Origin of the sequence: Verrucomicrobium sp. GAS474 (genome assembly GCF_900105685.1) — a bacterium.
Classification (GTDB): domain Bacteria; phylum Verrucomicrobiota; class Verrucomicrobiia; order Methylacidiphilales; family GAS474; genus GAS474.
In genome coordinates, this window is the sequence record NZ_LT629781.1 from 1,523,735 (window position 1) to 1,547,290 (window position 23,556).

The following is a 23,556-nucleotide window of genomic DNA, read 5'->3' on the forward strand; positions in this document are numbered from 1 at the left end:
ACCGTCCCATGACTCCCAGCGCCCCCTCCTCCTCTCCCGCCATGAACAAAGAACAGATCCTCCAGCGTCTCCTCGATCCCGGCCTCGTCGCCATCATCCGGGCCGACAGCTCCGAGGGGGTGGCCGACGCGGCGGCCGCTCTCCTCGAGGGCGGGATCGACGCGATCGAGCTGACGATGACGACGCCCGGGGCCCTCGGCGCGGTCGCCGAGATCTCCCGCCGCTTCGGCGATCGCGTCCTGATCGGAATCGGCTCGGTGACCGACGTCGAGAGCGCCGAGCGGGCGATCTACGCGGGGGCCCTCTTCGTCGTCACGCCGGTCTTCCGTCCGAAGGTCGTCGCCGCCTGCCGCCGCCACGGGAGGCCGATCGCCTCGGGCGCCTACACGCCGACCGAGGCCCTCGACGCGTGGGAGGCGGGGAGCGATTTCGTGAAGATCTTCCCGGCCGACAGCGTCGGGCCCGGTTACATCAAGGCCCTCAAGGCCCCGCTCCCCCAGCTGCGGATCATCCCGACGGGCGGGGTGAACCTGAAGACGGTGAAGGAGTTCCTCGCCGCCGGGTGTGCCGCCCTCGCGGTCGGGAGCAACCTGGTCTCGAAGGAAGTCCTCGCCAGGAAGGATTGGAAGACCCTGAGCGAGACCGCCGCCGCCTACGTCGCCGCGGTCCGGACCGCCCGGCAGGAATTGAAATGAAGCCCCTCCCCCCGGACGGCCGCCCTCTCGTCTCAGCGAAGGGTGATTCGTTCCCCGCAGCGGGGGAGGAGGAACGGCTGGCCCAGGCGGCGGCACGTCGCGGCGAATTCGTCGGGCAGCGCCGTGTTGAAGGTGAACATGTCGTAGTGGTGGGGGATCGCGAGGGCCGCGCCGCAGGCCCGGGCGAGGGCCGCTGCCTCGATCCCGTTGAGGTTCCCCGCGACGCCGCGCGCCGGCTCGTTCCCGTTGATCGGGAGGAGGACGGTGTCGGGACGGGCGGCGAGAAGGGCCTCGCTCAGACCCGCGTGCCAGAGGGTGTCGCCGCTGTGGTAGAGCGTCCGCTTGCCGAGCCGGAAGACGAAGCCGAGGTAGAGATGCTCCCCCGCGTTGTTCCGCGCGAGGTCGGGATGGGCCGAGGCGATCGCCTCGACGGTGATTTCGCCGGCCTTGCCGAGGCGGATCGCGCCGCCCGCGTCGAGGGGAAGATAATCGACGGGGGCCTCTCCGAGCTTGCCCTTGGCGATGAGGATGTTCGCGGGCGAGAGGACCAGCTTCATCGTCTCCCCGCGCGCCGCCATGGCGTGGGCCAGGGGAACGAGGGTCTCGGGATCGAGGTGGTCGGTGTGGGCGTGGCTCGAGAAGACGATGGGGGAGAGGGAGGCGAGGGCTTCGGGAGCGAGGCACCGTTCGGTCATGCGGACGTGCTCCTTGTCGGTTCCCGCGTACTTCCGCGTCAGCGAATCGGAGAGGTAGGGATCGACCAGCAGATGGACGCCGCCGCTCTTGACGAGGTAGCCGCTCTGTCCCAGCCACCAGAGATGGGACTCCTCCCCCGGGGCGGAAGCGATGTCGGCAAGGAGGGCGTCGTCCTGGAGGGCGGGGATGATCATGAGGGCCTGAGGATGGGCCGGGGCGGTCCGAATGGCATTGAGATAAATCGCAAACTTATTACACTTTTGCGCTAATGGCCCGCCGCCCGCCAGTCCTTTCCCGCACGCCGCACGTCGCGCTCCTGATCGAGACGTCGAAGTTCTACGGCCGCGAGAGCCTCCTCGGCATCAGCACCTATGCCCGCCTTCACGGCGGTTGGTCGATCTACGCCGTCGAGCGGGGGCAGAACGATCCCGATCCCGGCTGGCTGGCGAACTGGAAGGGCGACGGCATCATCACGCGGAGCTTCGACCTGAAGCTCTGCCGCCGCGCCCAGAAGCGGGGCATCCCCGTCGTCAGCCTCCGCCACCTCGTTCCGAAGCCCGAGTTCCCCTCCTTCTTTCCCGACCAGGTGGCGATCGCGAACCGCGTCGCCCGCCACTTCATCGAGCGCGGCGTCCGCCGCTTCGCCTACATGACGATCCCGGGGGACCGGGGATGGGAGGAGATCCGCCGCGCCGCCTTCGTCCAGGTCCTCCAGAAGGAGGGGATGCCCGCGCCCGCCATCCGCCTCCTCTCGACCGAGGCGGGGATGAACTGGGAGCACCAGGAGGGCGAGCTCGTCACCTGGCTGCGGCAGCTGCCGAAGCCGGTCGGCATCATGACGAGCCACGACGCCCAGGGACTCCTCGTCCTCGACGCCTGCCGCCGCGCGGGGATCCGGGTCCCCGACGACGTCGCCGTGGTCAGCGTCGACAACGACCCGGTCCTCTGCGAGATCTCGGCCCCGCCGCTCTCCAGCCTCGACCAGAACGTCCAGAAAATCGGCTTCGAGGCGGCGGCGGCCCTCGACCGGATGATGCGGGGCGAGGCGTGCGCGGCGAAGAATTACTTCATCGAGCCGGGCGACGTCGTCACGCGGCAATCGTCCGACGTCCTGATGGTCGACGATCCGGGCCTCGCCAAGGCGATCCGGTTCGTCCGCGAGGCGGGCGGGAAGGGGATCGGCGTCAACGACATGGCCCGCGTCGCCGGGATGTCCCGGCGGGCGCTCGAGATGAAATTCGTGAAGGTGATCGGCCGGACCCCGCTGGAGGAGATCCAGGAGATCCGCTACCGCCGCACCCGCCATCTCCTGCTGGAGACGAACTACACCCTGCCGCAGATCGCCGAACTGGTCGGCATCCAGTACCACGAGTACCTCGTCCGCTTCTTCAAGAAACGCTCGGGCATGACCCCGGGGGAATTTCGGCGGCGGATGGGGTGAGGAAAGCTCTTCCGGTTTCCCCAGCCTTTGGAAGCGTAGTTCCTCCCAAGCGGACAAACCGCCCCTTCGCGACCCCTTCCCAATCTTCTCAGCCTAGCCGATCGGTCGCGCCGCGATCACCAGAAGCCGGAGATCCTCGGTCCCCGTGTTCTTCAGCCCGTGGAAGCCGTTGGCGAAGCAGCCGCTGACGTCGCCCGGCCCCATCGGATAGTCCTTCCCGTCGAGGGTCATCACGCCGTGGCCGGAGAGGACGTAATACCATTCCTCGAACGGCGTCTCGCTCGGATGCTGATGGTAGCCGATCGAGGTGCCGGGCGGGAGGATGTCGTCGTGGATGTAGCGGATGAAGTGCTTGGCGGGGAGCTTCTCGATCAGGTCGCGGCAGGTGACGGTGCCGACGCCGCCATGGCATTCGCCGAACGCCTTCGCCGCGATCTCCCGGTCTTCGATGAAGAGGGTGGTCGATGGAGAGGGGGCAGGGCGGGTGCTCATGGCGGCGAAGGGGTGTCGGAGGACTAGCTGCGCCAGTCGAAGAGCGCGGCGGGGGTGGGGAGGCTTTGGTCGAGGAGGCCGCTGTAGACTTTCTGCGCCTCGGAGGGGGCGTAGCAGGAGGCCATCCCTTCGAGGTTGATCCGGCCGGAGGCGATCCACTCGATCGCGGCGCGGTAGTTCTCGATGAGGGAGTTCGGGCGGAAGTCGGTCGGGTGGCCCGGGACTTCCCATTCCCAGCCGCTGCGGAGGACGGCGTACTTGTGGAAGACGGCGTGGAGGATGTCGAAGGCGGCGAGGTCGGTCCGCTTCCGCCAGGGGACGCCGACCATGACGACCTCGCCCCGCTTGCCGACCGCCTTGCAGCCGTCGAGGACGGCCTGCTCGTGGCCGCTGCACTCGACGTGGAGGGCGATCTGGCCGACGATTTCGGGGGCGCCCCCCGTGGCTTCGAGCGAGGGGCGGACGTCGGCGAGGCCCATCTTCCGCGCGCTCTCGCGGCGGCTTTCCACGGGGTCGACGGCGGTGACGCGGTAACCGCAGGTCGAGAAGATCTGCGCCGCGAGGTTCCCGACCGGGCCGAGGCCGGTGATCAGGACGCGGGCGGGAGGCCGGGCCGTGGTGGTGGTGAGGGTGCTCATGCTGACGCCCATCAGCCGGGCGAAGACGGCGGCCTCGGGGGCGAGGCCGGCGGGGAGGGGGACGGCGTCGGCGCGCCGGACCTGCTGGGTGTCCCGGTGGCGGCCCGAGGCGTAGACGAGGGTGCCGGGGGCGATGTCGGTGACGTCGGAGGCGACCTCGTCGACCCGGAAGACCGAGGCGTAGCCGGGATAGCCGGGGAAGTGTTCCTTGCCGAGGAAGCCCCAGTTCAGCTCGGTGCCGGGGCTGGTGAGGGAGATCACCGTACGGCCCCGGATGTCGCCGGGGTTGAGGGGATCGGTCAGGTCGGGGAGGTCGACGACTTCGGCTTGGCGGTGGGCGGTGAAGGCAACTTGTTTCATGGGATCGTGGGTCGGGTGGGGTGGGGTTACTTGAACCGGAGGCCGTTCTTCTTCGCGACGGAACGGATGTAGTCGGCGGCGATCGGGTATTCCTCCATCGGGAGGTGTTCCATGTAGAGGGGGATGTCGGGGTCGAGCTTGTCGAGCTCGCGCAGGTAGGCGCCGAAGTCGAGGAAGCCGGTGCCGGGGCGGCATTCGTCGAGGTGGACCGTGAGGTTCTCCCGCAGGATGATGTCCTTCGCGTGGCAGCTCTTGATGTAGGGCCCGAGCTTCGCGAAGCAGTCCCGGATGAAGTCGCCGTTGCGGTAGTAGCGGGCCGGGGTGTTGATCATGTTCACGGGATCGAGGTGGACTCCCATCGCGGGCCGGTCGACCGCCTTGATCAGGGCGAGGTACTCGTCGGGCGAGGAGGGGAAGATCCACGGCATCGTCTCGAGGCAGTAGAAGGTCCGCTTCGGCTTCACCGCGTCGATGATCTCCCGCGTCGTCTGGACGACCATCTCGAACGTCTCGTCGGAGAAGTTCTCGGGATGGGGGCCGTCCCACTTCTCGGGGTTCCGGGAGCCGACGATGTTGACGCAGCAGCGCGCCCCGCTCCGCTCCGCGAAGGCGAGCTGGGTCTTGCACTTGTCGAGCGCCGCCTTGGCCTTCGCGGGATCGGCGTCGATCGGGTTCGACCAGGCGCCGACCTCGGCGACGACGATGTCGGCTGCCTTGGCCGCCTCGAGGAAGGTGGCGAGGACCGCGTCGGAGACCTCGTGGTTCAGGGGGAGGTTCGCCCCGCCGTAGCCCGCGTTCTTCACGTTGGCGATCCACTCGGCGGGATTGGAGGGGCTGCCGCTATTGGGGCCGCTCAGGCGCATGGGACTCCGTTCGAAAAGGGAAGGATTTGCATCGGTCGAGGATGGGGCCTTTTCTCCTTTTCGGCCATGCCTGGTTCGATTATAGATATATCCAAAACAACTGCGCCTCTTCAAGTCCCCTTTCGTTCCCTTTCCGGCGCCACCCCGAAATGATCGACCTCGACGGCATCCGCATCGAATACCTGGAAGCGGGCCGGGGCGGCGCGAACTGGCCCGACGGCTGGTCCCACCGGAAGATCGTCCCCTTCGCGATCTTCGCCGAGGCGACTCAGGGCGCGTACGAGGCGACCGTCGGCGGGAAGACGGTCCGGGCCACGGCGGGGGAGATTCTCTTCATCCCGCCGAACGCCCCGGTGACCTTCGTTCACCATTGGGGGCGGAAGGGCCATTTCCTCGGCCGCTGGCTCCACCTGCGGGCGACGCTCCACGGGACCGTCGACGTCACCGAGCTGCTCGCCCTCCCGGCGCTGCTGCAGGGCTCCCCCGCCCGGCTCCTGGGGTTGCGGACGAACCAGGTGATGGCGGCGGCGGGCGGGGGGGCGCTGTGGGAGGCGCTCCATCGGCAGGAGCTCGCCTTCAAGATCCTGCGGGAACTCGGCGAGGCGTTCGCGGCCCGGGGCGATTGGCGCGACGCGCAGGACCGGCTGCTGCGGGTCTCCCGCTTCCGCCCGGTGTTCGAGTATGTCCGGAATCACCTGGCGGAGCCGCTCACGGTGGCGGGACTGGCGCGGACGGTCTCGCTCTCCCCCTCCCGCTTCCTCGCCGCTTTCAAGGAGGCGATGGGGCTCTCCCCGATGGCCTACGTCCAGCAGGCGCGGCTGGCGCTGGCCCGGCAGCGGCTCCTCGCCGACGCGCCGAGCATCGCCGCCGTGGCCGAGGAGACCGGCTTCGTCAACCAGTTCCACTTCAGCCGGGTCTTCAAGACCCGCTTCGGGATCACTCCTTCCCGCTACCGGACGACCCACCGGCAGCGGGAGTAGGGCTCTAGAACGCCGCGGGGAGCGTGGCGCGGAACGCCAGGATCTCCCCACTCCACGGCGCGATGTGGAGGGAGGCGTCGGCGAGGAGGAGGGTCGCCTCCTGGAAGGGATTCGCCGCGTTGAGCTCGATCTTCACCTCGTGGGAGGCCTGTGTCGGGACGAAGGTGGCGAAGCTGCCCTCGGCGGAACGGTGGGTCGCGGGGACGTAGGGGACCCCGGCGGGGCAATCGACGACGACCTTTCCGTCGACGCGGAGGCGGCAGCCGGAACGGGCGAGGGCGACGAGGCGGAACGGCTTGCCGAGGTCGGCCCCGGGCTTCCATTCGATCGTGCCGCCGCCGTTGGCCTTGATCTCGCCCGGCAGCTCGCCGTTCGCCCAGGGGACGAGGGCGTTCCCGCCGGTGAAGGAGACGGTGCCGGGGAGCGAGGCGAGGGAGGGGAGCGCCGTCGGGGCCGAGGGGAACCGGGGGGCGAGCTCCTCCGCGCGGGAGCGGAGGGCGAGGCTCCGGGCGGTCAGTTCCTGGAGGCTCTGCGGCGCGCGGATGCCGACGATGCCCGCGCCGACCTCGACCGAATCGCCGATCGGGGCGATCCATTTCTGCGGGAGCCGCTCCGCCCCGTGGAGCATGCCGAGGATTGCCCCGGCGGTGGCGGCGGTGCAGTCGGTGTCGTATCCGCCGTTGACGCCGAGGAGGACCGTCGCCTCGAAGTCGCCCGCGCCGTAGAGGAGCGCCCAGAAGGTGAGGGCGACGTTGAGCGGGGCGTGGGTGAAGTTGTCGCTGTGATGGGCGGCGAGGAGCCGCTCCCGCGCCGTCCAGCACTCGACGCCCTGGCGGTGGAGGTGGAAGAGGAGGTCGAAGGCCTGGCGGGTCTCGGTGGCGGGATCGACCCGCTTCAGCGCCTCCTCGATCCCCTCGTCGAGGCCGACGCCGTCGAGGAGGAGGGACTGGAGGACGGCGATGAAGACCTCGCCCGCGACGCCCTCGGCCCCGTGGTCGATCATCGAGTCGAGCCGGGCGAAGGCCTCGGCGAGGTCGGGCTTCCCGGCGGCGACGATGGCCCAGACCTCGCTGCGGATCGGGGAGCCCATGCCGGAGGCGAAGGGATTCTCGTAGACCCCGGCGAGGGCGGCGGGGACGCCCCGGCGGAGGTTCCAGCGGCAGCGGCCGTACTCGTCCCACATGTAGTGGATGTGGGAGAGCCAGGCGTCGGCGATGGTCTCGATGGTCAGCGGTCCGCGATGGTTCTCCATCCGGTCGAGCCAGACGAGCTGGAGTTCCAGGTCGTCGTTCGGCGGGGCGACGGTCGGGACGGGATCGTAGAAGCGGTAGTGCTGCCGCTCGGTCTTCCCCTCGGCGGGAAGGCCGAGGGTGCCGCCGATCGATTTGCCGAGCCAGCCGCCGTAGGAACGCGATTCGAGGGAGATCATCTTTTGGGAAGGGGTGGAGATGGGAGTCTATTGAATGGTCACAAATTTTATTTGTCCATCAAATAAACCGACCGACGCATCGCGTCTCCCTTTGCGCTGAAAAATCACGCCGGATCGGAATCGCCCGTGCCGGGTCCGGACTCCGGCGCGGCCTTTGCGGCGGTCTTCGCGGCGGGGCCGCGTCCCCGGCGGGCGGCCTTGCGGGGCTGGGTCTGCTGGGCTTCGCGCCACTGGGCCTCGATCGCCGATGCGGCCTGGCTCAGGTCGGCGAAGAGGGCCTCCCACTGTTCCTCGGTCTCGAGGCGGATGGTGGGGGCGCTCGCCCCGATGGCGGCGACGATCGATCCCCACGGGTCGCGGATGGGGACGGCCCCGGCGTTCAGCCCGGCGCAGAATTCCTCGCGGGTCCGGGCGCGGCCCTCCTCGCGGACGCGGCGCAGCTCGGCCTTCAGGCTCTCGACGGTGGAGAAGGTCCGGGGGGTGAAGGCCTGGAGCTTCGTCTCCTGGAGGAAGGCGTCGAGCTCGGGATTCGTCGTCGCGGCGAGGAGGATCTTGCCGACGGCGGTGGCGTAGGAATGGAGGCTCATGTCCTCCGATTCCTGGGCGCGGAGGGCCTGGCGGCTGGGGACGTACTTCAGGTTCAGCACCCGGCCATGGTCCATCGAGGCGAGCAGGACGCTCTCGTTCAGCTTCCGCGCCGTCTCCTCGACGATCCCGGAGGCGGAGAGGGTCAGGGAGCGGAGGTACGTGGGATGGCGGGCGAGGAGCATCAGGCGGATGCCGGGATAGAAGACCTTCGTCTCGGGGTCCTGGCGGAGGTAGCCCCGGAGGCAGAAGGTCCGCGCGATGTTGTGGATCGTGGCGACGTTCAGCTGCATCTGCTGGGCGAGGGCGCGGGTGCCGATGCCGTCGTGGTGATGGAAGATCGCCTCCAGGACGGAGAGGCTCTTATCGAGGCTTAAGACTCTGGGCATAAGGGATTCCCCTGATTCTGTTCGGATTTCGTAAACATGACAAAACCTAAAACCAGGTAAAAATCGCTTCGGGAAGGGGAATTTCCCGCGATTTTTTATTGTTTATATTATGATAACAATAACTTCTTAAATCGCTTTTTGTGTAATTTGGATTGCCTGTTTAAAGGAGATGAGTATCGTTTGGTTGTTTATCAAATAGAAACGATATGTTGTTTTTCGAGGTCGAAAGAGGCGATGCAGGTGGTTTCGAGGCGATCTGTTCCCGAGGCGGACCGCGCTAGGCGTCCTTCTACGTCCCTTCTCCCTCCCCTGCCGTTCCGTTAATCCGCCATGATCGTCACTTGCAAAAAGGAGATCCCGTTCCGCTGGATTTTCTTCGCCGTCCTTCCCTGGGCCGCCTTCTCGTTCAACTGGGGCGTGGTCGGCGTCGCCTTCCTGTTCTCGCTGAAGAAATTCATCGAGAACCCGGCGGGACTGACCTTCATCCTCAGCATGCCGAGCTTCATCTCGGTCGTCACCGCGCCGACGGTCGGCTTCGTCTCCGACCGGATCTGGACCCGCTTCGGGCGGCGGAAGCCGTTCATCATCATCTCGTGGACCGGGATCATCACCTCGCTGGTGCTGATGCCGCTGATGCCGAATTTCTGGTCGCTCCTCGTCGTCTACCTTTTCTACAACCTCTCCACCGATCTCAATTCGGCGCTCGACCCGTTGAAGCAGGAGATCATCCCTCCCCACGAGCGGGGCCGCGCGGTCGGCATGGTCTCGTGGTTCTCGAACCTCGGCTGGATGAGTTTCTATTTCATCGCCTTCGGCCGCTTCGACGACGTCCGCTACATGGGCGGCAGCCTCTTCGCGGGGGAGAAGGCGCTCTACTGGTCGGCGGCGCTCCTCATCGCCGTGATGCTCTGCATGATCACGCTCGGGATCAAGGAACTCGACCCGAAGAGCGCCCTGCGCGGGCAGCCGCTCACCCCGAAGAACTTCTTCACCGGGGTCTTCACCGCGGAGCTCCGCCCCATCTACCTCCTGGTCCTCGGGGCCGCCTCGCTCGGCGCGGGCCTCGGGCCGCTCGGCAACCTCCTCTACATCGACCAGTGGGGCTACACGAAGCAGCAGATGGGGATCAACATGGCCGTCGGCGGCGTGATCAACCTCTTCATCATCGGCTTGCTCACTGTCTTCGCCGACAAGCTGAACCGGATGAAGGCCTACAAGATCCTCATCTTCATCTCGCTCTCGATCAACATCAGCTATTACTGCTACGTCAACTTCGTCCTCCCGGACAAGCATCCCTCCCTCGTCGAGATCATCTTCTTCGGCGAGACGGGAAGCATCGTCGGCCTCCTCACCGGGATGGTCTACGTCCCCCTCGTCTACGACTACGTCCGCCGGAACCGGATGGGCACCTTCGCCGCCGGGTCGGGACTGGTCGGGCGGCTCACCGGGATCATCACGCTGAACGGCGTCGGCCTCTTCGTCTGGGGCTACGCCACCCTCTTCCTCCCGCCCGCCGGGGAGATGACCCGCGTCGTCCTCCGGGAGGAGACGAGCCGGACCGACCTCCTCGCGGCGCTCCGCTCCGCCCCGTGGGTCCTCCCTTCCGACGGCAGCGCGGCCCCGGCGCGGGACCTCGACGCGAAGGCGTGGCAGGCCAACGGCACCGCCTCCGAGAGGGGACGGACCTGGGAGATCCGCCTCCACGACAAGGAGAGCGAGAAGCGGAGCGAGCGGAAGAAGGATCTCAGCTCGAAGCAGTCGCTCCTCGTCTCGTCGGAAGAGCTCCTCGCCGCGAAGGTCGCCTCGGCGACCCGCCGGGGGGATCCCGCCGCCGTCGGGCGGCTGGGGAAGGAAGTCGCGGCCAAGCGGCAGGAGCGGGAGAAGATCACCGCTGAGATCGCCGCGATCGACGCCGAGCTGGCCCGCCGCTCCGAGGCGTTCCACGCGCAGGTGGAGAAGGTCCTCGGCGGACGGATCCTCGCCCCCGGGGAATCGCTGCGGCGGGCCGCCCTCGGCGAGGCCGTCCTGGTCGAGCTGCCGACGACGGCGCGGCCCGAGGGGAAGGCGCTGGAGAAGGCCTCGGCGGCGCTCCGGCAGGCCTTCCCCGACCTGATCGACATCCGGCCGCTGAAATTGAAGGAGACGAAGGAGGAGGAAAACGGCTACGCCCTGGTCGTCAGCTTCCCTGCCGGAAGTGGCGGCGGGAGCGACGCGTCCCTCGCCGAGGCCGTGGCGCGGACGGCGGCGGGGGCGGGCTCCCCGCTCTTCCCCTCCGGAGGCGGCCCGCTCGCTCCCCTCGGCACCTGGCGCGAGCCCCTTCTCTCGTTCGAGGCGATGGTCGTCGAGAATCCGGTCGATCCCTACGTCTCGCCGATCAACCGGGTCGTGAACGGCCTCTTCTCCCTCTTCCAGAAAAACCCGACCGCGCGGCGGAAGCTCGACGCGATGGCGAGCACCCTGCGGAGTTCCTCCGGGATCGGCCACCTCCGGATCGATCCCGGCGCGGAGCCGAAGACCCTCGCCGTCACCGTCGTCCTGCCGCCGACCCTCGAGGGCATGATTCCCACCGCGGGCGACGCGGCGGTCGGCACCCGGCTGGAGCAGTTGCCGCCCGCCGGGGCGGCCAAGGCGGGAATCGCCGCCGAGGCGCGGCAGTTCTACGACCAGCTGGAGGTCGCCGCCGCGGCCCAGCGGATCACCCTGGTCCGGCCCCGGCTGGCGTCGGGCTATGCGCCGATGCAGTATGATTACATGAGCGGTTACCTATGGATGTTCCTGATGAGCGTGATCGGCATCACGATGGTCTTCGTCTTCTGCCACGTCGAGCGGAAGGGGTTGGTCCGCAAGCGGGGCGTCGAGGAGGAAAAGGCATGAGCGACGAGATCCCGATGAATCCTTCCGTCCGGGCCCGGGCCGAGGCCGAGGGCGATTACGGCACCTACACGCCGGGCTATGCCCGGTCGAAGGCGGTGATGATCGCCGTCGGCCTCTGCATCATGGGCTTCGGCTTCAGCCAGCTGGTCCTCCCGCTCCGCCTCCTCGCCTTCGGCGGGCGGGCGCGGGCCGAGGCGGTCGCGGTGGTCAAGGAAAAGGAGGGCCTCCCCCCCGGCGTGCTGCGGAGCGATGCCGAGATCGCGAAACAGCTCGAACCCCGCGACCGGAGCTACACGTTCTGGAACACGTTCCGTTTCCGCACCCGGGAGGGCGTCGTCGTCGAGGTCCGCGCGCCGGTCGGAAGCCAGCTGAAGCCGCTCTACGCCCTGATCGACGAGGAGGGGCTGCCGACGGGCGACCTCGTCTGGTACGACAAGGCCTGCCCGGAAACCGTCGTCTTCCCGCTGATCGTCAGCACGTGGTTCGCCCCCGTCATGATCGTCCTCGGCGGGGCGCTCACGGTCTTCGTCGGCTCTTTCCTCTTCTACTGGGCGAACAGGCCGATCGCCCTCCCCCGCATCGGGGAATCGTCCTAAAGCCTAGGCCTGCCAGCCTCTCGGCTCACAGGATGCCGATCAGGCCGAGCCGGAGTTCCGTCCCGGTGCAGTCCGGGCGGTTGCCGTGGAGGAGTTCGAGCTCGAAGGTGTGGCGGCCCGGAGGAAGGTCGTCGGCGATCACGTAGGGCTGGACCATGCCGCAGTCGCCTCCCCAGTCGTAACGTTCCCGCTTCGTCGCCGTCCACTCGCCGCCGTCGACGCGGTAGGCGAACTCGGCGGAGCGCTTTCCGTACTCGAAGGCGAGGGCGACGCCCCGGCCCTCGAAGGCGAAGCGGAGGCGGGCTCCCGGCGTGTGCGATTCGAGGACCCGGCCGGTGTGGAGCCGGGTCTGGACGCGGCGGAGGACCCACGGTCCCTCGGCCTCGACCGATTCCAGGGGGAGGAGGACGGCGCTCTCCCAGTTCTGCGGGGAGAGCGGCGCGGGAAGAGCCGCCGGAGCCGAAGGCGAAGCGGCAGAGGCAGGGGCGGCGGCGAATTCCTCCTTCAGGAATCCGATGATCGCCTCGGCGTAGCTCCAGCTGCCGCGATGGGCGGGATGGAGGCCGTCGGGGAGCCATTCCCCCCACTTCATCGCGCCGGAGCGGACCTCGTTCAGCGCGTGGAGGCCGGCCCAGACGGAGCTGAGGCCGTAGTGTTCCGCGAGGGCCTCGAACTCGGCGACCGTCGGCGGCATCCGCCCGGCGAGCATGTCGTCGTACATCCCCTGGCAGTAGGTGTAGACGAGGACGACTTCGTGGCCCGCGGCGAGGAGCTGGCGGATCACTCCCTCGCGGGTCCGGGCGCGGCGTTCGGTCTCGGTGCCGTTGTCGTTCACGGCGTATTCGACGAAGGTGAGGTGGCATCCCCGGTCGATGATCTCGGCGCGGGCGCGGAGGCAGGCGGAATCGCTCCCCGTCGCCCCCATTCCGGCGTTCTCGGCCGCGATCCGGGCGCGGGGGAAGGCGGCGGCGAACCAGCGCGCCACCGGGCCGGGCCAGTTCGAGTCGCCGTCCTCGGTGATCGAGCCGCCGAGGAAGCCGAGCGTCAGCGCCCCTCCGGCGAGGTGGCGCGCCGTCCCGGCGAGGGGACGGCGGCGGCGGACGACGGGGAGGGCGTCGACGGGCTGGGCGGGGAGGGCGGAGCGGAGCGGAACGGAGGGGGTCATGCCACCACAGCGTACTCGAGGTCGAGGATCTTGGCGATCTCGACGAGCTCGGCGGCATGGTGGCCGATCCCGAGGGCGAAGTGGTGCGTCGGCCCCTCGGCGACCCACCGCTTGAGGAAGGTGCGGACGTCGGGCTTGAAGATGCCGTGGGTGTTCGTGTTCCCCGTCGGCGGGATCGGCCGCTTGGCCGACTCGCCCTCGGCGATGACGAACTTGAACTTCCCCTCGCGGGTCTGGCCGATGCTGAGCATCGTGATCGGGCCTTCCTTGATCTGGAACTCGACCCCGGCGCCGGAGCCCGGCTTGCCGTGGTACTTCTTCAGGCTGCGGATGACCGGCTTGCTCGCCGCGATGTTGATGTGGTGGGGGCCGTCATGGCCGACGAGGACGCTGTCGAGGGTGAAGTCGATGGGGTGGAACTCGGCGAAGCTGCCGCCGATGTCGAGGCGGTCCATGATCATCATCGCGATGCAGGTCTTCAGGTCGAACTCGCCGCACATCGGGAAACCGCCGCCGGTGAGGAGGGAGTTGCCGACGATGAGGTTCGTGACGAGGGTGCGGAGTTCCGACTCGGGCTCGCCCTCGTAGTAGTAGGCGAGGCCGTCGAGCTTCTTCTCGGCGATGAGGCCCTCCAGCGCCACGGCGGCGCGGGCGGCGATCCCGAGGTCCTTCTCGGTCAGCTTCTCGGTGAGGGGGTCGGACTTCGGGTCGGGGGTGTCGAAGAAGTCGAGGATCTTCGCCTTCCACGTGTCGACGGCCTTCGGGTCGGGCTGCGTGTAGTGCTTGAAGATGTCGCCCGGCTCGACGAGGACGACGTGGGGGCCGAAGGCGGCGGTGATCGCCGTCGGGTCGGTGTGCATGTCGAGCATCGACTCGAGGACGTGGCCCATGAGGCCGATCCGGGCGGTGCGGAGGCTGTGGATGACCTTCGCGATGCCGCACCAGCTCTTCAGCTCGGCCTCGACGATGGGGTCGCCCGTCTCGTGGCCGAGGATGACGGCGGGGGGGCGGCGGCCGAAGCGGATGGCGACGCCGGTGAACTCCGGGACGGAGCAGAAATCGTCGTTCACCAGCTGCATGAAGGTGGTGCCGTTCGCGTAGTCCATCGCGGCGAGGGGCTGGATGGCGACGAGGACGATGGGGACGTTGATCTCGCGGCAGAGGATGCCGAAGGTCGAGGAGGTGCCGTAGGTGACCATGTCGACGAAGAGGACGTCGATGTCGGCGGCCTTGATCTTCGCGACGGCGTCGTAGGCGGCCTGGGCGGTGTCGAGCATGCCGAACTCGGCGACCTCGACGCCGTGGGACTCGATCCGGCCCTTCACGTGGGCGATCTTCCGGTGGAGCTCGTCGAGGAGGCCGTCGAACTGTTTCCAGTAGACGTGGTGGCCGATGCCGAGGAGCCCGGCGCGGGCGCGGAGCGGCTTGATGCGTTGGACTTGCTGGGGGGCGGCGGAGGGGGCGTGCATGGGATGGATGGTTGAGGGATTTTTCGGTTTTTTTTACCAGGAAATGAGGAGGGGGCCGGTGACGTGGTGGGCGACGGTGCGGTGGCCCGCCGTGGTGCCCGGGATTTCTTTCCCGATGCCGAGGTAGGGCTGCTCTTCCTGGAACCGGACGGGGGTGCCGAGGTCGGTGTCGTGGAGGAAGGTGACGGTGGCGTCCTTCAGCCCGGTGACGAGGAGGCGGCGGCGGACGTCGACGGCGCCCTGGAATTTCTCCCGGCAGCCGACCTCGCCCCCCTCCTTCTGCTCGACGAAGACGCGGCACTCGCGGTGCCAGGCGCGGGCGGGGTTCAGCGTGCCGAGGTTCGGGCCCTTCCCGTCGTTCTTCTCCATCAGGACGTCGCAGCCGACGGGGACGGGTACCCCCTCGGGGAAGCGCCACCGGAGCTGGACGTTCGTCGAGGGAGAGAAGCCGGAGAAGAACCAGCCGTTGCGGCACCGCGCGGCGAGGATGAGGGGATCGACGGTCTCGGGTGACGGCTTGTTGAACCGGAGGACGGTCCCGAATTTTTCGAGGATCGAGCGCATGAGCCGCTCGCTGGAGAACCATTCCCGCGCGTCGTCGCGGACGGGGAGCATCTGGTGGGGATCGATCTCCTCGGCGAGGGCGCCGCGGACCCAGCCGAGCTTCCCGCCGCCGGGAAGGGCGCGGAGGAGGGAGAAGGCCCGCCGTTCCTCGTCCCGCGCGACCTCGGCGAGGACCTCGCTCCCGGCCGAAGCGGGGAGGAGTTCCTCGGCGCCGCCGCCCGAGGTGAGCGCCCGGAGGTGGAGCTTCCCGGCGAAGGCCCCTTCGCCAAGGGAATCGGCGGGGAGGGTGGTATGGAAGTCGAGGACGCCGGAGAGCGGCGCGCCGCATTTCAGGCCGAGGAGGTCGAGGAGGAGGGGGTCGGCGTGACGGAGGGGGCCGTAGAGGAGGACCGAGCCCCCTTTCTCCAGGTGGGCCACGAGGAGCCCGGCGAGGGCTGATCCGGCGTCGGGCGCGGGGGAGACGAGGAGGGTCCCGTCGAAGAGGGCGGGGTTGGCCGCCTTCGCCTTGGCGAAGTTTCCGGTCGAGACGGCGGTGTTCAGCGGGAAGCCCTGGTTCACGGCGGCGCGGAGGAACCAGTCGCCGAAGAAGACCTCGTTCACCCGCCGGCCGTCCTTCGCGAAGGTCCACTCGTGGTATTCGTCGAAGGGATAGATCCAGGTGACGAGGCCGGGGGCGTCGGGGAAGTCGCGGAGCGCCTGCTGGACGTGGGGGGTGACCTCGTTCGGGACGACCTCGGGCATGTTCCCATAGGAGTCGTCGATCGTCAGCATCGCGACCGACCCGGGCCGGGTGACGGTGCCGTCGCCGTCGATGCGGCAGACCGAGAGGGGGAGGTAGATGTCGTTCGGTTCCCGGCCGTAGCGGTCGAGCCACGGGCTGTTCGCCCACCAGGGATCGTGGATGTAGAAGCGGAAGGGGACGGCGCTGCGGCCCGAGGCGTTCTCCGGCAGCTCGGCGATGTGGGAGAGCCAGCCGATGAGCTCGAGGCCGTAGTCGCCGTTCAGCGCGGCCCACGGGGAATTGACCGGGGCGGTGAGGTTGAAGCCGCCCTCGTAGATGTCCCGCACGGGCGAGGCGTGGGCGGAGAGGTCCATCCCGGTGGAGAGGTTGCTGCCGCGCGTCTCGATGGGGAAGAGGGGGCATTCCTTGCGGAAGTCCTTCCAGAATTGGAGGATCGTCTCGCGGACGCGGGGGGCGTTCGTCGTGTCGAAGTGCTTTCCGTCGAAGACCTCGCCCGTCACGTTCCAGGCGGCGAGGGCGAAGGCGAAGCCGTTCGAGAACCAGATGTAGTCGAAGCCGAGGTCGGTGAGGAAATGCTGGCTCTGCCGCCCGAGGAAGAGGCCGAAGGGGGTCCCGTCGGGAATGCCGCCGGGGAAGCCGACGTAGGGCCGGGTGTCGCCCGAGAGGGGGCGGGTGCAGTTGACCCACTTCCCCTCGCCCATCGTCGCGCCGCTGCTGATTTCCTTGTGCCGCGCGTACTTGAACGACGACTCGGCGAACTCCGGGCCGGGATCGAAGACGGTGCCGATGGTGACCGGCTTCCCCGTCGCCTTCCCGGCCTCCTCCTTCACGATGCGGACGAGGGTGGCGAGGCGCTCGTAGGTCAGCACCGCGGGCTTCTCGCAGTAGGGCCAGCGCCAGGTGTGGAGGATCTGGTGGGGCTCCTTCCGCCACGGCCCGTTGGCGATGCCGATCCAGCGGCCCCAGTCGATCTCGTCGTCCCAGTGGGCCTTGCCGTTGTAGTCGAGGATCTCGCTCCCCTCGGCGGTCCAGAGCATGAAGGAAAGGGTCTCCGCGTCGCGGATGAGGGAGCCCCACTGGCGGACGATCTCGCGGGCGGTGGCGGCGATCCCGGCGTCGGAGAGGTCGCGGAAGGGCTTGAGGCTGACTTCGAGGATGAGGCGTTTCATGGGGCGGAAAAGAAAGGAAAAGGAGGGAAGGGGATCAGGCGGCGGCCTGCTGGGGCGCGGGCGTCTTCGATGGGGCCTTCGCCTTGGGCGCGGTCTTTCCCTTTCCCTTGCCCTCGGGCTGCCGGTTCTCGGTCCACTGCTTTTCGACGAGGGCGGCGGCCTCGCGGAGTTCGCGGAGCGTCGTCTCGAAGTGGTCGGCGTCCTGGAGGCGGACGGTCGGGGCGCTCGCCCCGATCCCGGCGACGATCACGTTCCACGGATCGCGGACGGGGACGGCGATGGCGCTGACCCCCTCGGCCGCTTCGTCGCGGGTCTCGCCGTATCCCTGGATGGCGATCTTGCGGAGCTCCTCCTTCAGCGCCTCGGGGGTGGAGAGGGTGTGGGGGGTGAAATGCTGGAGCGGGGTCTTCCGCAGGTAGGCCTCGAGCTCGGGCTTCGAGAGCGAGGCGAGGAGGACCTTGCCGACGGCGGTGCAATAGGAGTGGTCGCTGATGTCGTCGGCCTCGTGGACGCGGAGGGCCTGGCGGCTCGGCACGTACTTCAGGTTCAGGATATGCCCGTGATCGATGGAGGCCAGCATGACGCTCTCGTTCAGTTTCTTCGCGACCTTCTCGATGATGGGGGAGGCGGAGACGGCGAGGGATTGGAGGTAGGAAGGCTGCCGCCCGAGCAGCATCAGCCGCATGCCGGGGAAGAAGGTCTTCGTTCCGCTGTCCTGGCGCAGGTAGCCGCGATGGCAGAAGGTCCGGGCGATATTGTGGACCGTGGCGACGTTCAGGTCGAGTTCCTGCGCAAGGGCCCGCGTCCCGATGCCGTCCCGATGGGCGACGACCGCCTCCAGCAGGGAAAGGCTCTTATCGAGAGTGAGGACGAGGGGCATGGCGCAAAAGAGATGTGTTTATTAAAAACAAACGTTATGGCTATTATTGCTCATTTTGGATAAACAAATCAAATCGAAATTTCATTTTTAAACTGGAGATTGTGATTTTTAAGGAGGATTATGTTTTTATCAAATATAAACACATCTAGATGATGTCGGCCAGCCACGTTGCCATTTGGGCGAAGCCCTGATCGTTCGGATGGACGGCGACGGGGTCGAAGAGGGCGGGATCGGGATCGATCAGGGAGGGGCCTTCGACGAGGTGGAGGTGAGGGTCGCGGCGGGTCGAGACGAGATCGCGCAGGGCCTGGCGGTAGGCCTCCAGGGGGACGGCGGCGTGTTCCGGTTTCCAGCTCGGGGCGACCCAGAGGGGGGTGAGGAGATAGATCGACGTGGTCGGCAGGTGCTTGCGGAGGAGGAAGAAGAAGGCGTCCATCTGGATCCGGTAGGTGGCGACGGGGATGCCGCTCTGCCAGTCGTTCACCCCCATGAGGACGGTGAGGAGATCGGGCGCGAGGGAGCCGAGGGCCTCGGCGTCGGAGGGGTTCGAGGAGCGCCCGCCGAAGCCCATGTTCAGGAGTTGCCATCCCTTCATCTCGGCGAGGCGGAAGGCGTACCCGCGCGAGGCCTCGCTCGCGGTGAAGCCGTGAGTGACCGAGTCGCCGTAGGCGACGTAGCGGAAGGCGGGCCGCGCGGGAGGGGTTTCGAGGCGGGGCTCGCTGTCGTCGTTGCTGGGGGCGAGGCGGAGGCCGTGGCACTCGACCGCATCGGCGTAGGGAAGGATCACCTCGTAATCGTGGAACGTGCCGGGCGCGGGGGAGGTGAGGCGGAGGACGGTATCCCCGGGCTCGCGGGGGGTGGAGGTCCAGCCGGCCTCGCTCCGTCCGTCGATCCGGTAGCGGAGGGTGGTGTTGCGCGCCGCCGTCGCCGCATGGCGGGTGCTGGAATGGAGGAGGACGTCGATGGCCGTGGCGTCGGTGCGGAAGCCGATCCGGGTGCCGGGGTTGTCCCAGCGGTATCCCTTCCCGGGCATGTCGAGGATCCGGTCGAAGCGGGCAGCCTTCCCGGTGGGGGAGAGGGGCTCGTCGGCCTGCTCCAACCGGACGAAGTCCGAATAGGCGATCCGGGGATCATCGGGGGGGAGGATGACTTCCATAAGAGAGGGAAGGGGGAAGGTGGGAAACTGTTGTTTAGATATAATGAATTTAAATTATCAAAATACAAGTTATCAGGTCAAATTTCAAGAAATATCATTTGACGAAATCGGCTTTTACGTGATTTAATAAGAGTGAAATCCGCCAGAATTGCAATACCAACAACGCAAAAACAGGTGTTTATGAATACAAAACGAAATAGATTTTTCACCTCTCTCTCCAAGGTTTGCGGTATCGGATTGGCCCTCTTCGCGGCGGTCTTCTTTTTGGCGGGAGCCCAGCCTCTTTCGGCCCAAAATCTCTTTAGCGGAAGCTCGGTCGATTTGTGGCCGACGCTCAATGGAAGTCACGCGGCCACGCCGACGGGGTGGTCGAGCGCGGCGGTCCAGGCCCCGGGCCTTCTCACGGCGGCCCAGAACGGCGGATCGACCGATTACTTCTCGGCTCTCTTCATGAGTACGACCGGGGCGCTGAAGGGATATTCGGGGACTTCCTATATCTCCGCCCCCAATTATACCGGCGGGACGGCGGTCCAGTCGTTCCAGTTGAGCTTCGTCTTTGCGGCGACCGATCCCGGCTCGGGCAATAGCTACAACGACCGGAGCCTGAGCTTCTACGTCTATCAGAACGGCACGAACACGGCGGTCCAGTCCTTCCGGACAGTCGAGACGACCGGTTCCCCCGGCTTCCTCGATATCCAGAGTTACAATGGGTCTGCCTGGGTGCAGTTGGCCACTGGCATCGCGGCCTCCACGTATGACACCACGACGAATACGTGGACGGCGCTGAATGCTTATAATTTCTCCCTGACGACCGATTTCACCACGAAGACGTCGACGTTGACCTGGGGCGCGGTGGGCGGGACCCAGACCTCGGTGGCCGCCACCTTTTATCCCGCCGAATCGACGACCGGTTATCTGAACGGCGTCGGCTTCGGGAACAACTCCACTGCCGCCTTTGCCATCGATAATGTCACCGTGACCGCCGTCGCCGTCCCCGAACCGGCCACCAACGCCCTCCTCGCCCTCGGCGGCCTCTTCTTCCTTGCCCTTGTCCGACGGAATCGTCGCCTCGCCTGGGAGACGGTTTCCTACCCTTAAAAAAGGGGGAGGGGAACCGGGGGTCTTCGCAGCCAGGTCCCTCTCGGCTCCCGCCCTCTCCGGTGAAAGCCGGAGGGGGTTTCCCGTTCCCCCGGCCTTCCCAACGTAGACTTACTTATTTTCCAACCCCCCTCGCCAATGATACCATCCCTCTCGTTGTCCCGCCGCCTCCCGCTCTGCCTCCTCACCCTTGCCGCCATGGGCGTCTCCTCTTTCCCTTCGCTCCTGTGGGCCGAGGAAAAGGCCGGTCCCGGCACCGAGTATGACGGGGTGAAGGTCGTCAACAGCGACCCCGTCCCGACCGAGGAGCCGCTCCCCGTCCGCATCGTCGTCGACGAGACGCGGGTGGTGAAGCCGTTCGACCGCGAAATCTTCGGCATCAACTACGACTGGGAGGCGACGCAGCCTTCCTTCATCTCGCCGCTGAACCCGGTGATCGACCCCGCGCCGGTCGAGATGCTCATGAAGGGGATCAAGTTCCCGCTGAACCGCGTCGCCGGGTCCGATTCCCAGGTCATCGACTTCAAGAAATCGATCGGCCCGGTCGAGTCCCGCCCGGGGCAGAAACTCTGGCCGTGGTCGCCCGGAAAGCCCCTCCTCTTCGGCCCCGTCGAGTTGTTTTCCTGGCTCCGCAAGGTCGATCCCGATTCCCACATCAGCTACACGGTCAACCTCCACCAGCCCGCCGAGGAGACGGGCGACATCGCCGAGTTCCTCGTCGGCGACGCCAAGGCGACGAAGCCCGACGGCGCGGTGAACTGGGCCGCGAAGCGGGCCGAGTACGGCATGCCCGATCCGGTCCCCGTCGCGATCTGGGAACTCGGCAGCGAGATCGACTTCGGCCGCGGCGCGAACCATTGGACCGTCGACCGTTACATCAAGGCGGCCAAGGCCGTCATCCCCCTGATCCGGGCCGTCGATCCGAACGCGAAGTTCGCCATGGGGGCGATCACCGCCCCCTGGGGCGGGACCGGCGAGGGCCAGCCGCCGTGGCGGAACTGGCACCAGACGATCCTCAAGGAGATGGGCGGCGACCTCGCCTACATCACCTTCCACCCCTACTACTACGGCTTCCCCGTGAGTTCCATCGACGGCTACCTCGACCAGATCTCGCAGGACATCAACGCCGCCGGGTACAAGGGGAAGATCAAGATCTACAACTCCGAGCACGCCGTCTGGCCCTCGATGCCCGCCGACGGCAAGTGGGAGAAGATGTGGTTCATGACCCATTCCCTCGGCGGCTGCCTCGGCACCTCCCTCATCTACGGGCGGTGGCTGAACCGGCCCGACGTCGGCCCCGCCGCCTATCATGCCTTCTCCGCCGGGCCGTGGTGGATGATCTCCCGCCAGAGGAAGACCGAGCGCCTCCACACCTCGGGCATCGCCGAGCTCTTCCGCCTCCTCTCGAAGATCGAGGGGGAGAACGTCGTCCAGTCCGAGGCGCAGGGGGCGCTCACCGACGTCCGGAAGCCCGACCTGCAGTTCGACACCGCCGCCATCCGCCGGGCCGACGGGACGCTCCAGCTCTTCATCGCGAACCGGGGCGGCCCCCGCACCGCCGACTTCTCCCTCGGCAAGGATTACGCGATCGCCGACTCGTGCCAGCTCACCTCGACGGGGGGCATGAGTTCGGTGAACACGCCCGACGAGCAGCCGATCACGGTGAAGGACGGCGTCTATCCCGCCGACGAGACGAAGTCCCTCGGGAAGCTCGATCTCCCCGCCCGCTCGGTAACCCTGCTGACGCTCAAAAAGAGGTAATTCTCCCCGCCCATCCTATGCCCGCCCGCGCCGCCGGACTCCGGAACGCCGCCCTCCTGGCCAAAGCCAGCGCCTTCAGCCTGGTCGAGGTCGTCCTCGCCCTCGGCGTGGTCTCGGTCGGCTTCGTCGCGGTCATGGGCCTCATGCCGGTCGGGCTGAAGACGATGCGGCAGGCGACGACGCTGACCGTGCAGAGCCAGATCGTCCAGCAGCTCGTCGGGACGGCCGAGACGACGCCGTTCCCGAAGCTGGCGGCGAAGTTCGACAACGCGAAGTTCTACTACGACGACGAGGGCGGGAGCCTCACCAACGCGGTGGGCAAAACCCGCTACTGGGTCACAACGACGGTCACCGATCCGATCTATCCCGGCTCGGACCAGGTCGACAAGGCGAACCCCCTCTCGCAGAACCTCCGCCTGGTCCGCATCCAGGTGATCAACTCCCCCATCGCCCCGACCTCGGGCGGCGTCGGGCAGGTCACGAACGTCTTCTTCATCCAGGTCGCCTCCTCGGAGAAATGAGTCCGCCCATGAAGCCCGTCCCGCCTTCCCGCCTCCCCCGCTCCCGCGGCTTCACTGTCGTCGAGATCCTCGTCGCCACGACGATCCTCGCCTTCCTCCTCGTCTTCACCCTCCAGATCGTCAACCAGTCGAGCCGGATCTGGCGGCACGCCTCGGACAAGATGGAGTCATTCCAGGGGGCGCGGAACAGCTTCGGCCTCCTCACGCGGAACCTCGGCCAGGCGACCCTCAACGCCTACCTCGACTACGACAGCGCGACGGCGCCGAAGTACTACATCCGCAAGTCCGACCTCGCCTTCTACATCGGCCCCGCCGGGACGGGGAGCAATCCCGGGACCGCCGGGAGCGGCCAGTGCGTCTTCTTCCAGTTCCCCGGCGGCTACACCGCCACCTCGACCTACGCCTCCCTCGACGCCCTCCTCAACGGCTGCGGCTATTTCGTCAGCTTCAGCCGGGAGCCGGGGATCCCCAGCTACATCCCGCTCTCGAAGGCCCCCTACCGCTATCGGCTCATGCAGTACCTCGTCCCGACGGAGCAGAACAAGATCTATTCCTACGCCGCCCTCGGGAAGGCCAACGGCTGGTTCACCGACACCGGCGTCGGGGCGACGCCGACTCCCGTCGCCGACAACGTGATCGCCCTCGTCATCCGCCCGCAGGACCCCGCCTCGACCCCGCCCGACCTCGCCCCGAACTACCTCTACGATTCGACGGTCGGCGCGACCTACCCCCAGGTCGTCACCTCGAACCAGCTCCCTCCCGTCCTCCTCGTCACCCTCATCGCGATCAGCGAGTCGTCGGCGAAGCGCCTCGACACCGGCACCTCGACGCCCCCGGCGCTGATCACCTCGATCCTCCACGGCCACTTCCAGAGCGCCTCCTCCTACGACGCCGATCTCGCCGCCGTCGAGGCCGGGCTCAACAACGCCCACATCGACTACGAGGTCTTCGTCGGCGCGGTCCCCCTGCGGGAATCGAAATGGACCAAATAAG

The 23,556-nt window shown here is 67.4% G+C and carries 20 protein-coding genes; 9 read left to right on the forward strand and 11 right to left on the reverse strand.

Going from position 1 to position 23,556, the window contains the following annotated elements; all coding sequences use genetic code 11:
- Window positions 1-41: 41 nt before the first annotated feature.
- Window positions 42-695, forward strand: coding sequence for a bifunctional 4-hydroxy-2-oxoglutarate aldolase/2-dehydro-3-deoxy-phosphogluconate aldolase (locus BLU04_RS06315; RefSeq protein WP_093288500.1), 654 nt, complete (start codon window positions 42-44; stop codon window positions 693-695).
- A 32-nt stretch (window positions 696-727) separates the two neighbouring features.
- Here the strand turns inward: BLU04_RS06315 and BLU04_RS06320 are convergent, their stop codons facing one another.
- Window positions 728-1,585, reverse strand: coding sequence for an MBL fold metallo-hydrolase (locus BLU04_RS06320; protein ID WP_093283626.1), 858 nt, complete (start codon window positions 1,583-1,585; stop codon window positions 728-730).
- 74 nt (window positions 1,586-1,659) lie between these two features.
- On the opposite strand from BLU04_RS06320, the gene BLU04_RS06325 reads away from it, so the two are divergent.
- Window positions 1,660-2,832 carry a XylR family transcriptional regulator gene (locus tag BLU04_RS06325; RefSeq protein ID WP_093283629.1) on the forward strand — a complete coding sequence of 391 codons (1,173 nt, stop codon included), beginning with the start codon at window positions 1,660-1,662 and terminating at the stop codon, window positions 2,830-2,832.
- 93 nt (window positions 2,833-2,925) lie between these two features.
- Here BLU04_RS06325 and BLU04_RS16335 read toward each other — a convergent pair whose 3' ends face one another.
- The 3 genes from BLU04_RS16335 to BLU04_RS06340 are packed head-to-tail and all read right to left on the reverse strand — an operon-like array spanning window position 2,926 to window position 5,185.
- Window positions 2,926-3,324, reverse strand: a complete 399-nt coding sequence (locus BLU04_RS16335; protein WP_157895162.1) for a cupin domain-containing protein — start codon at window positions 3,322-3,324, stop codon at window positions 2,926-2,928.
- Between the two features lie 23 nt (window positions 3,325-3,347).
- Window positions 3,348-4,322: a zinc-binding dehydrogenase gene (locus BLU04_RS06335; protein ID WP_093283634.1), complete on the reverse strand. Its 975-nt coding sequence runs from the start codon at window positions 4,320-4,322 to the stop codon at window positions 3,348-3,350.
- Window positions 4,323-4,348: 26 nt separating this feature from the next.
- Complete coding sequence (locus tag BLU04_RS06340; RefSeq protein WP_093283635.1) at window positions 4,349-5,185, reverse strand: TIM barrel protein; 837 nt, start codon at window positions 5,183-5,185, stop codon at window positions 4,349-4,351.
- Window positions 5,186-5,334: 149 nt separating this feature from the next.
- On the opposite strand from BLU04_RS06340, the gene BLU04_RS17150 reads away from it, so the two are divergent.
- Window positions 5,335-6,165, forward strand: coding sequence for a helix-turn-helix domain-containing protein (locus tag BLU04_RS17150; protein WP_157895163.1), 831 nt, complete (start codon window positions 5,335-5,337; stop codon window positions 6,163-6,165).
- A gap of 4 nt (window positions 6,166-6,169) precedes the next feature.
- On the opposite strand, the gene BLU04_RS06350 is transcribed toward BLU04_RS17150, so the two are convergent.
- Window positions 6,170-7,594 (reverse strand): ADP-ribosylglycohydrolase family protein, encoded by a 1,425-nt coding sequence (locus BLU04_RS06350; protein WP_093283641.1) that lies wholly within the window; start codon window positions 7,592-7,594, stop codon window positions 6,170-6,172.
- A 104-nt stretch (window positions 7,595-7,698) separates the two neighbouring features.
- A complete protein-coding gene (locus tag BLU04_RS06355; protein ID WP_093283643.1) occupies window positions 7,699-8,568 on the reverse strand; it encodes an IclR family transcriptional regulator in 870 nt (289 codons plus the stop codon).
- Between the two features lie 330 nt (window positions 8,569-8,898).
- On the opposite strand from BLU04_RS06355, the gene BLU04_RS06360 reads away from it, so the two are divergent.
- The gene (locus BLU04_RS06360; protein WP_093283646.1) at window positions 8,899-11,442 is read left to right on the forward strand and encodes an MFS transporter; all 2,544 of its coding nucleotides are present in this window, start codon (window positions 8,899-8,901) and stop codon (window positions 11,440-11,442) included.
- Window positions 11,439-12,038: a hypothetical protein gene (locus BLU04_RS06365; RefSeq protein ID WP_093283648.1), complete on the forward strand. Its 600-nt coding sequence runs from the start codon at window positions 11,439-11,441 to the stop codon at window positions 12,036-12,038. Before BLU04_RS06360 ends, BLU04_RS06365 begins: the two co-directional genes overlap by 4 nt.
- Before the next feature lie 25 nt (window positions 12,039-12,063).
- On the opposite strand, the gene BLU04_RS06370 is transcribed toward BLU04_RS06365, so the two are convergent.
- From BLU04_RS06370 to BLU04_RS06390, 5 genes are all read right to left on the reverse strand, one after another.
- On the reverse strand, window positions 12,064-13,203 hold the full coding sequence (locus BLU04_RS06370; protein WP_093283651.1) for an SGNH/GDSL hydrolase family protein: 1,140 nt from the start codon (window positions 13,201-13,203) through the stop codon (window positions 12,064-12,066).
- A complete protein-coding gene (locus tag BLU04_RS06375) occupies window positions 13,200-14,672 on the reverse strand; it encodes an L-fucose/L-arabinose isomerase family protein (RefSeq protein ID WP_093283653.1) in 1,473 nt (490 codons plus the stop codon). The genes BLU04_RS06370 and BLU04_RS06375 overlap by 4 nt, the downstream gene beginning before the upstream one ends.
- A gap of 33 nt (window positions 14,673-14,705) precedes the next feature.
- Window positions 14,706-17,147 carry a hypothetical protein gene (locus BLU04_RS06380; protein ID WP_093283656.1) on the reverse strand — a complete coding sequence of 814 codons (2,442 nt, stop codon included), beginning with the start codon at window positions 17,145-17,147 and terminating at the stop codon, window positions 14,706-14,708.
- Window positions 17,148-17,181: 34 nt separating this feature from the next.
- Window positions 17,182-18,027, reverse strand: a complete 846-nt coding sequence (locus BLU04_RS06385; protein WP_093283658.1) for an IclR family transcriptional regulator — start codon at window positions 18,025-18,027, stop codon at window positions 17,182-17,184.
- Window positions 18,028-18,172: 145 nt separating this feature from the next.
- Window positions 18,173-19,183: an SGNH/GDSL hydrolase family protein gene (locus BLU04_RS06390; RefSeq protein ID WP_093283661.1), complete on the reverse strand. Its 1,011-nt coding sequence runs from the start codon at window positions 19,181-19,183 to the stop codon at window positions 18,173-18,175.
- 180 nt (window positions 19,184-19,363) lie between these two features.
- Here BLU04_RS06390 and BLU04_RS06395 point away from each other — a divergent pair, with 180 nt between their 5' ends.
- From BLU04_RS06395 to BLU04_RS06410, 4 genes are all read left to right on the forward strand, one after another.
- Window positions 19,364-20,281: a PEP-CTERM sorting domain-containing protein gene (locus tag BLU04_RS06395; protein WP_157895164.1), complete on the forward strand. Its 918-nt coding sequence runs from the start codon at window positions 19,364-19,366 to the stop codon at window positions 20,279-20,281.
- 138 nt (window positions 20,282-20,419) lie between these two features.
- Complete coding sequence (locus tag BLU04_RS06400) at window positions 20,420-22,042, forward strand: hypothetical protein (RefSeq protein ID WP_157895165.1); 1,623 nt, start codon at window positions 20,420-20,422, stop codon at window positions 22,040-22,042.
- Between the two features lie 17 nt (window positions 22,043-22,059).
- A complete protein-coding gene (gene vccB, locus BLU04_RS06405) occupies window positions 22,060-22,563 on the forward strand; it encodes a Verru_Chthon cassette protein B (protein ID WP_093283668.1) in 504 nt (167 codons plus the stop codon).
- The gene (locus BLU04_RS06410) at window positions 22,560-23,555 is read left to right on the forward strand and encodes a prepilin-type N-terminal cleavage/methylation domain-containing protein (RefSeq protein WP_162274647.1); all 996 of its coding nucleotides are present in this window, start codon (window positions 22,560-22,562) and stop codon (window positions 23,553-23,555) included. Before vccB ends, BLU04_RS06410 begins: the two co-directional genes overlap by 4 nt.
- The last annotated feature ends 1 nt before the right edge of the window (window position 23,556 follow it).

Coding starts and splice junctions, on each gene's coding strand:
- BLU04_RS06315 (WP_093288500.1), top strand. CDS start 42: ATGAACAAAGAACAGATCCTCCAGCGTCTCCTCGATCCCGGCCTCGTC.
- BLU04_RS06320 (WP_093283626.1), bottom strand. CDS start 1,585: ATGATCATCCCCGCCCTCCAGGACGACGCCCTCCTTGCCGACATCGCT.
- BLU04_RS06325 (WP_093283629.1), top strand. CDS start 1,660: ATGGCCCGCCGCCCGCCAGTCCTTTCCCGCACGCCGCACGTCGCGCTC.
- BLU04_RS16335 (WP_157895162.1), bottom strand. CDS start 3,324: ATGAGCACCCGCCCTGCCCCCTCTCCATCGACCACCCTCTTCATCGAA.
- BLU04_RS06335 (WP_093283634.1), bottom strand. CDS start 4,322: ATGAAACAAGTTGCCTTCACCGCCCACCGCCAAGCCGAAGTCGTCGAC.
- BLU04_RS06340 (WP_093283635.1), bottom strand. CDS start 5,185: ATGCGCCTGAGCGGCCCCAATAGCGGCAGCCCCTCCAATCCCGCCGAG.
- BLU04_RS17150 (WP_157895163.1), top strand. CDS start 5,335: ATGATCGACCTCGACGGCATCCGCATCGAATACCTGGAAGCGGGCCGG.
- BLU04_RS06350 (WP_093283641.1), bottom strand. CDS start 7,594: ATGATCTCCCTCGAATCGCGTTCCTACGGCGGCTGGCTCGGCAAATCG.
- BLU04_RS06355 (WP_093283643.1), bottom strand. CDS start 8,568: ATGCCCAGAGTCTTAAGCCTCGATAAGAGCCTCTCCGTCCTGGAGGCG.
- BLU04_RS06360 (WP_093283646.1), top strand. CDS start 8,899: ATGATCGTCACTTGCAAAAAGGAGATCCCGTTCCGCTGGATTTTCTTC.
- BLU04_RS06365 (WP_093283648.1), top strand. CDS start 11,439: ATGAGCGACGAGATCCCGATGAATCCTTCCGTCCGGGCCCGGGCCGAG.
- BLU04_RS06370 (WP_093283651.1), bottom strand. CDS start 13,203: ATGACCCCCTCCGTTCCGCTCCGCTCCGCCCTCCCCGCCCAGCCCGTC.
- BLU04_RS06375 (WP_093283653.1), bottom strand. CDS start 14,672: ATGCACGCCCCCTCCGCCGCCCCCCAGCAAGTCCAACGCATCAAGCCG.
- BLU04_RS06380 (WP_093283656.1), bottom strand. CDS start 17,147: ATGAAACGCCTCATCCTCGAAGTCAGCCTCAAGCCCTTCCGCGACCTC.
- BLU04_RS06385 (WP_093283658.1), bottom strand. CDS start 18,027: ATGCCCCTCGTCCTCACTCTCGATAAGAGCCTTTCCCTGCTGGAGGCG.
- BLU04_RS06390 (WP_093283661.1), bottom strand. CDS start 19,183: ATGGAAGTCATCCTCCCCCCCGATGATCCCCGGATCGCCTATTCGGAC.
- BLU04_RS06395 (WP_157895164.1), top strand. CDS start 19,364: ATGAATACAAAACGAAATAGATTTTTCACCTCTCTCTCCAAGGTTTGC.
- BLU04_RS06400 (WP_157895165.1), top strand. CDS start 20,420: ATGATACCATCCCTCTCGTTGTCCCGCCGCCTCCCGCTCTGCCTCCTC.
- vccB (WP_093283668.1), top strand. CDS start 22,060: ATGCCCGCCCGCGCCGCCGGACTCCGGAACGCCGCCCTCCTGGCCAAA.
- BLU04_RS06410 (WP_162274647.1), top strand. CDS start 22,560: ATGAGTCCGCCCATGAAGCCCGTCCCGCCTTCCCGCCTCCCCCGCTCC.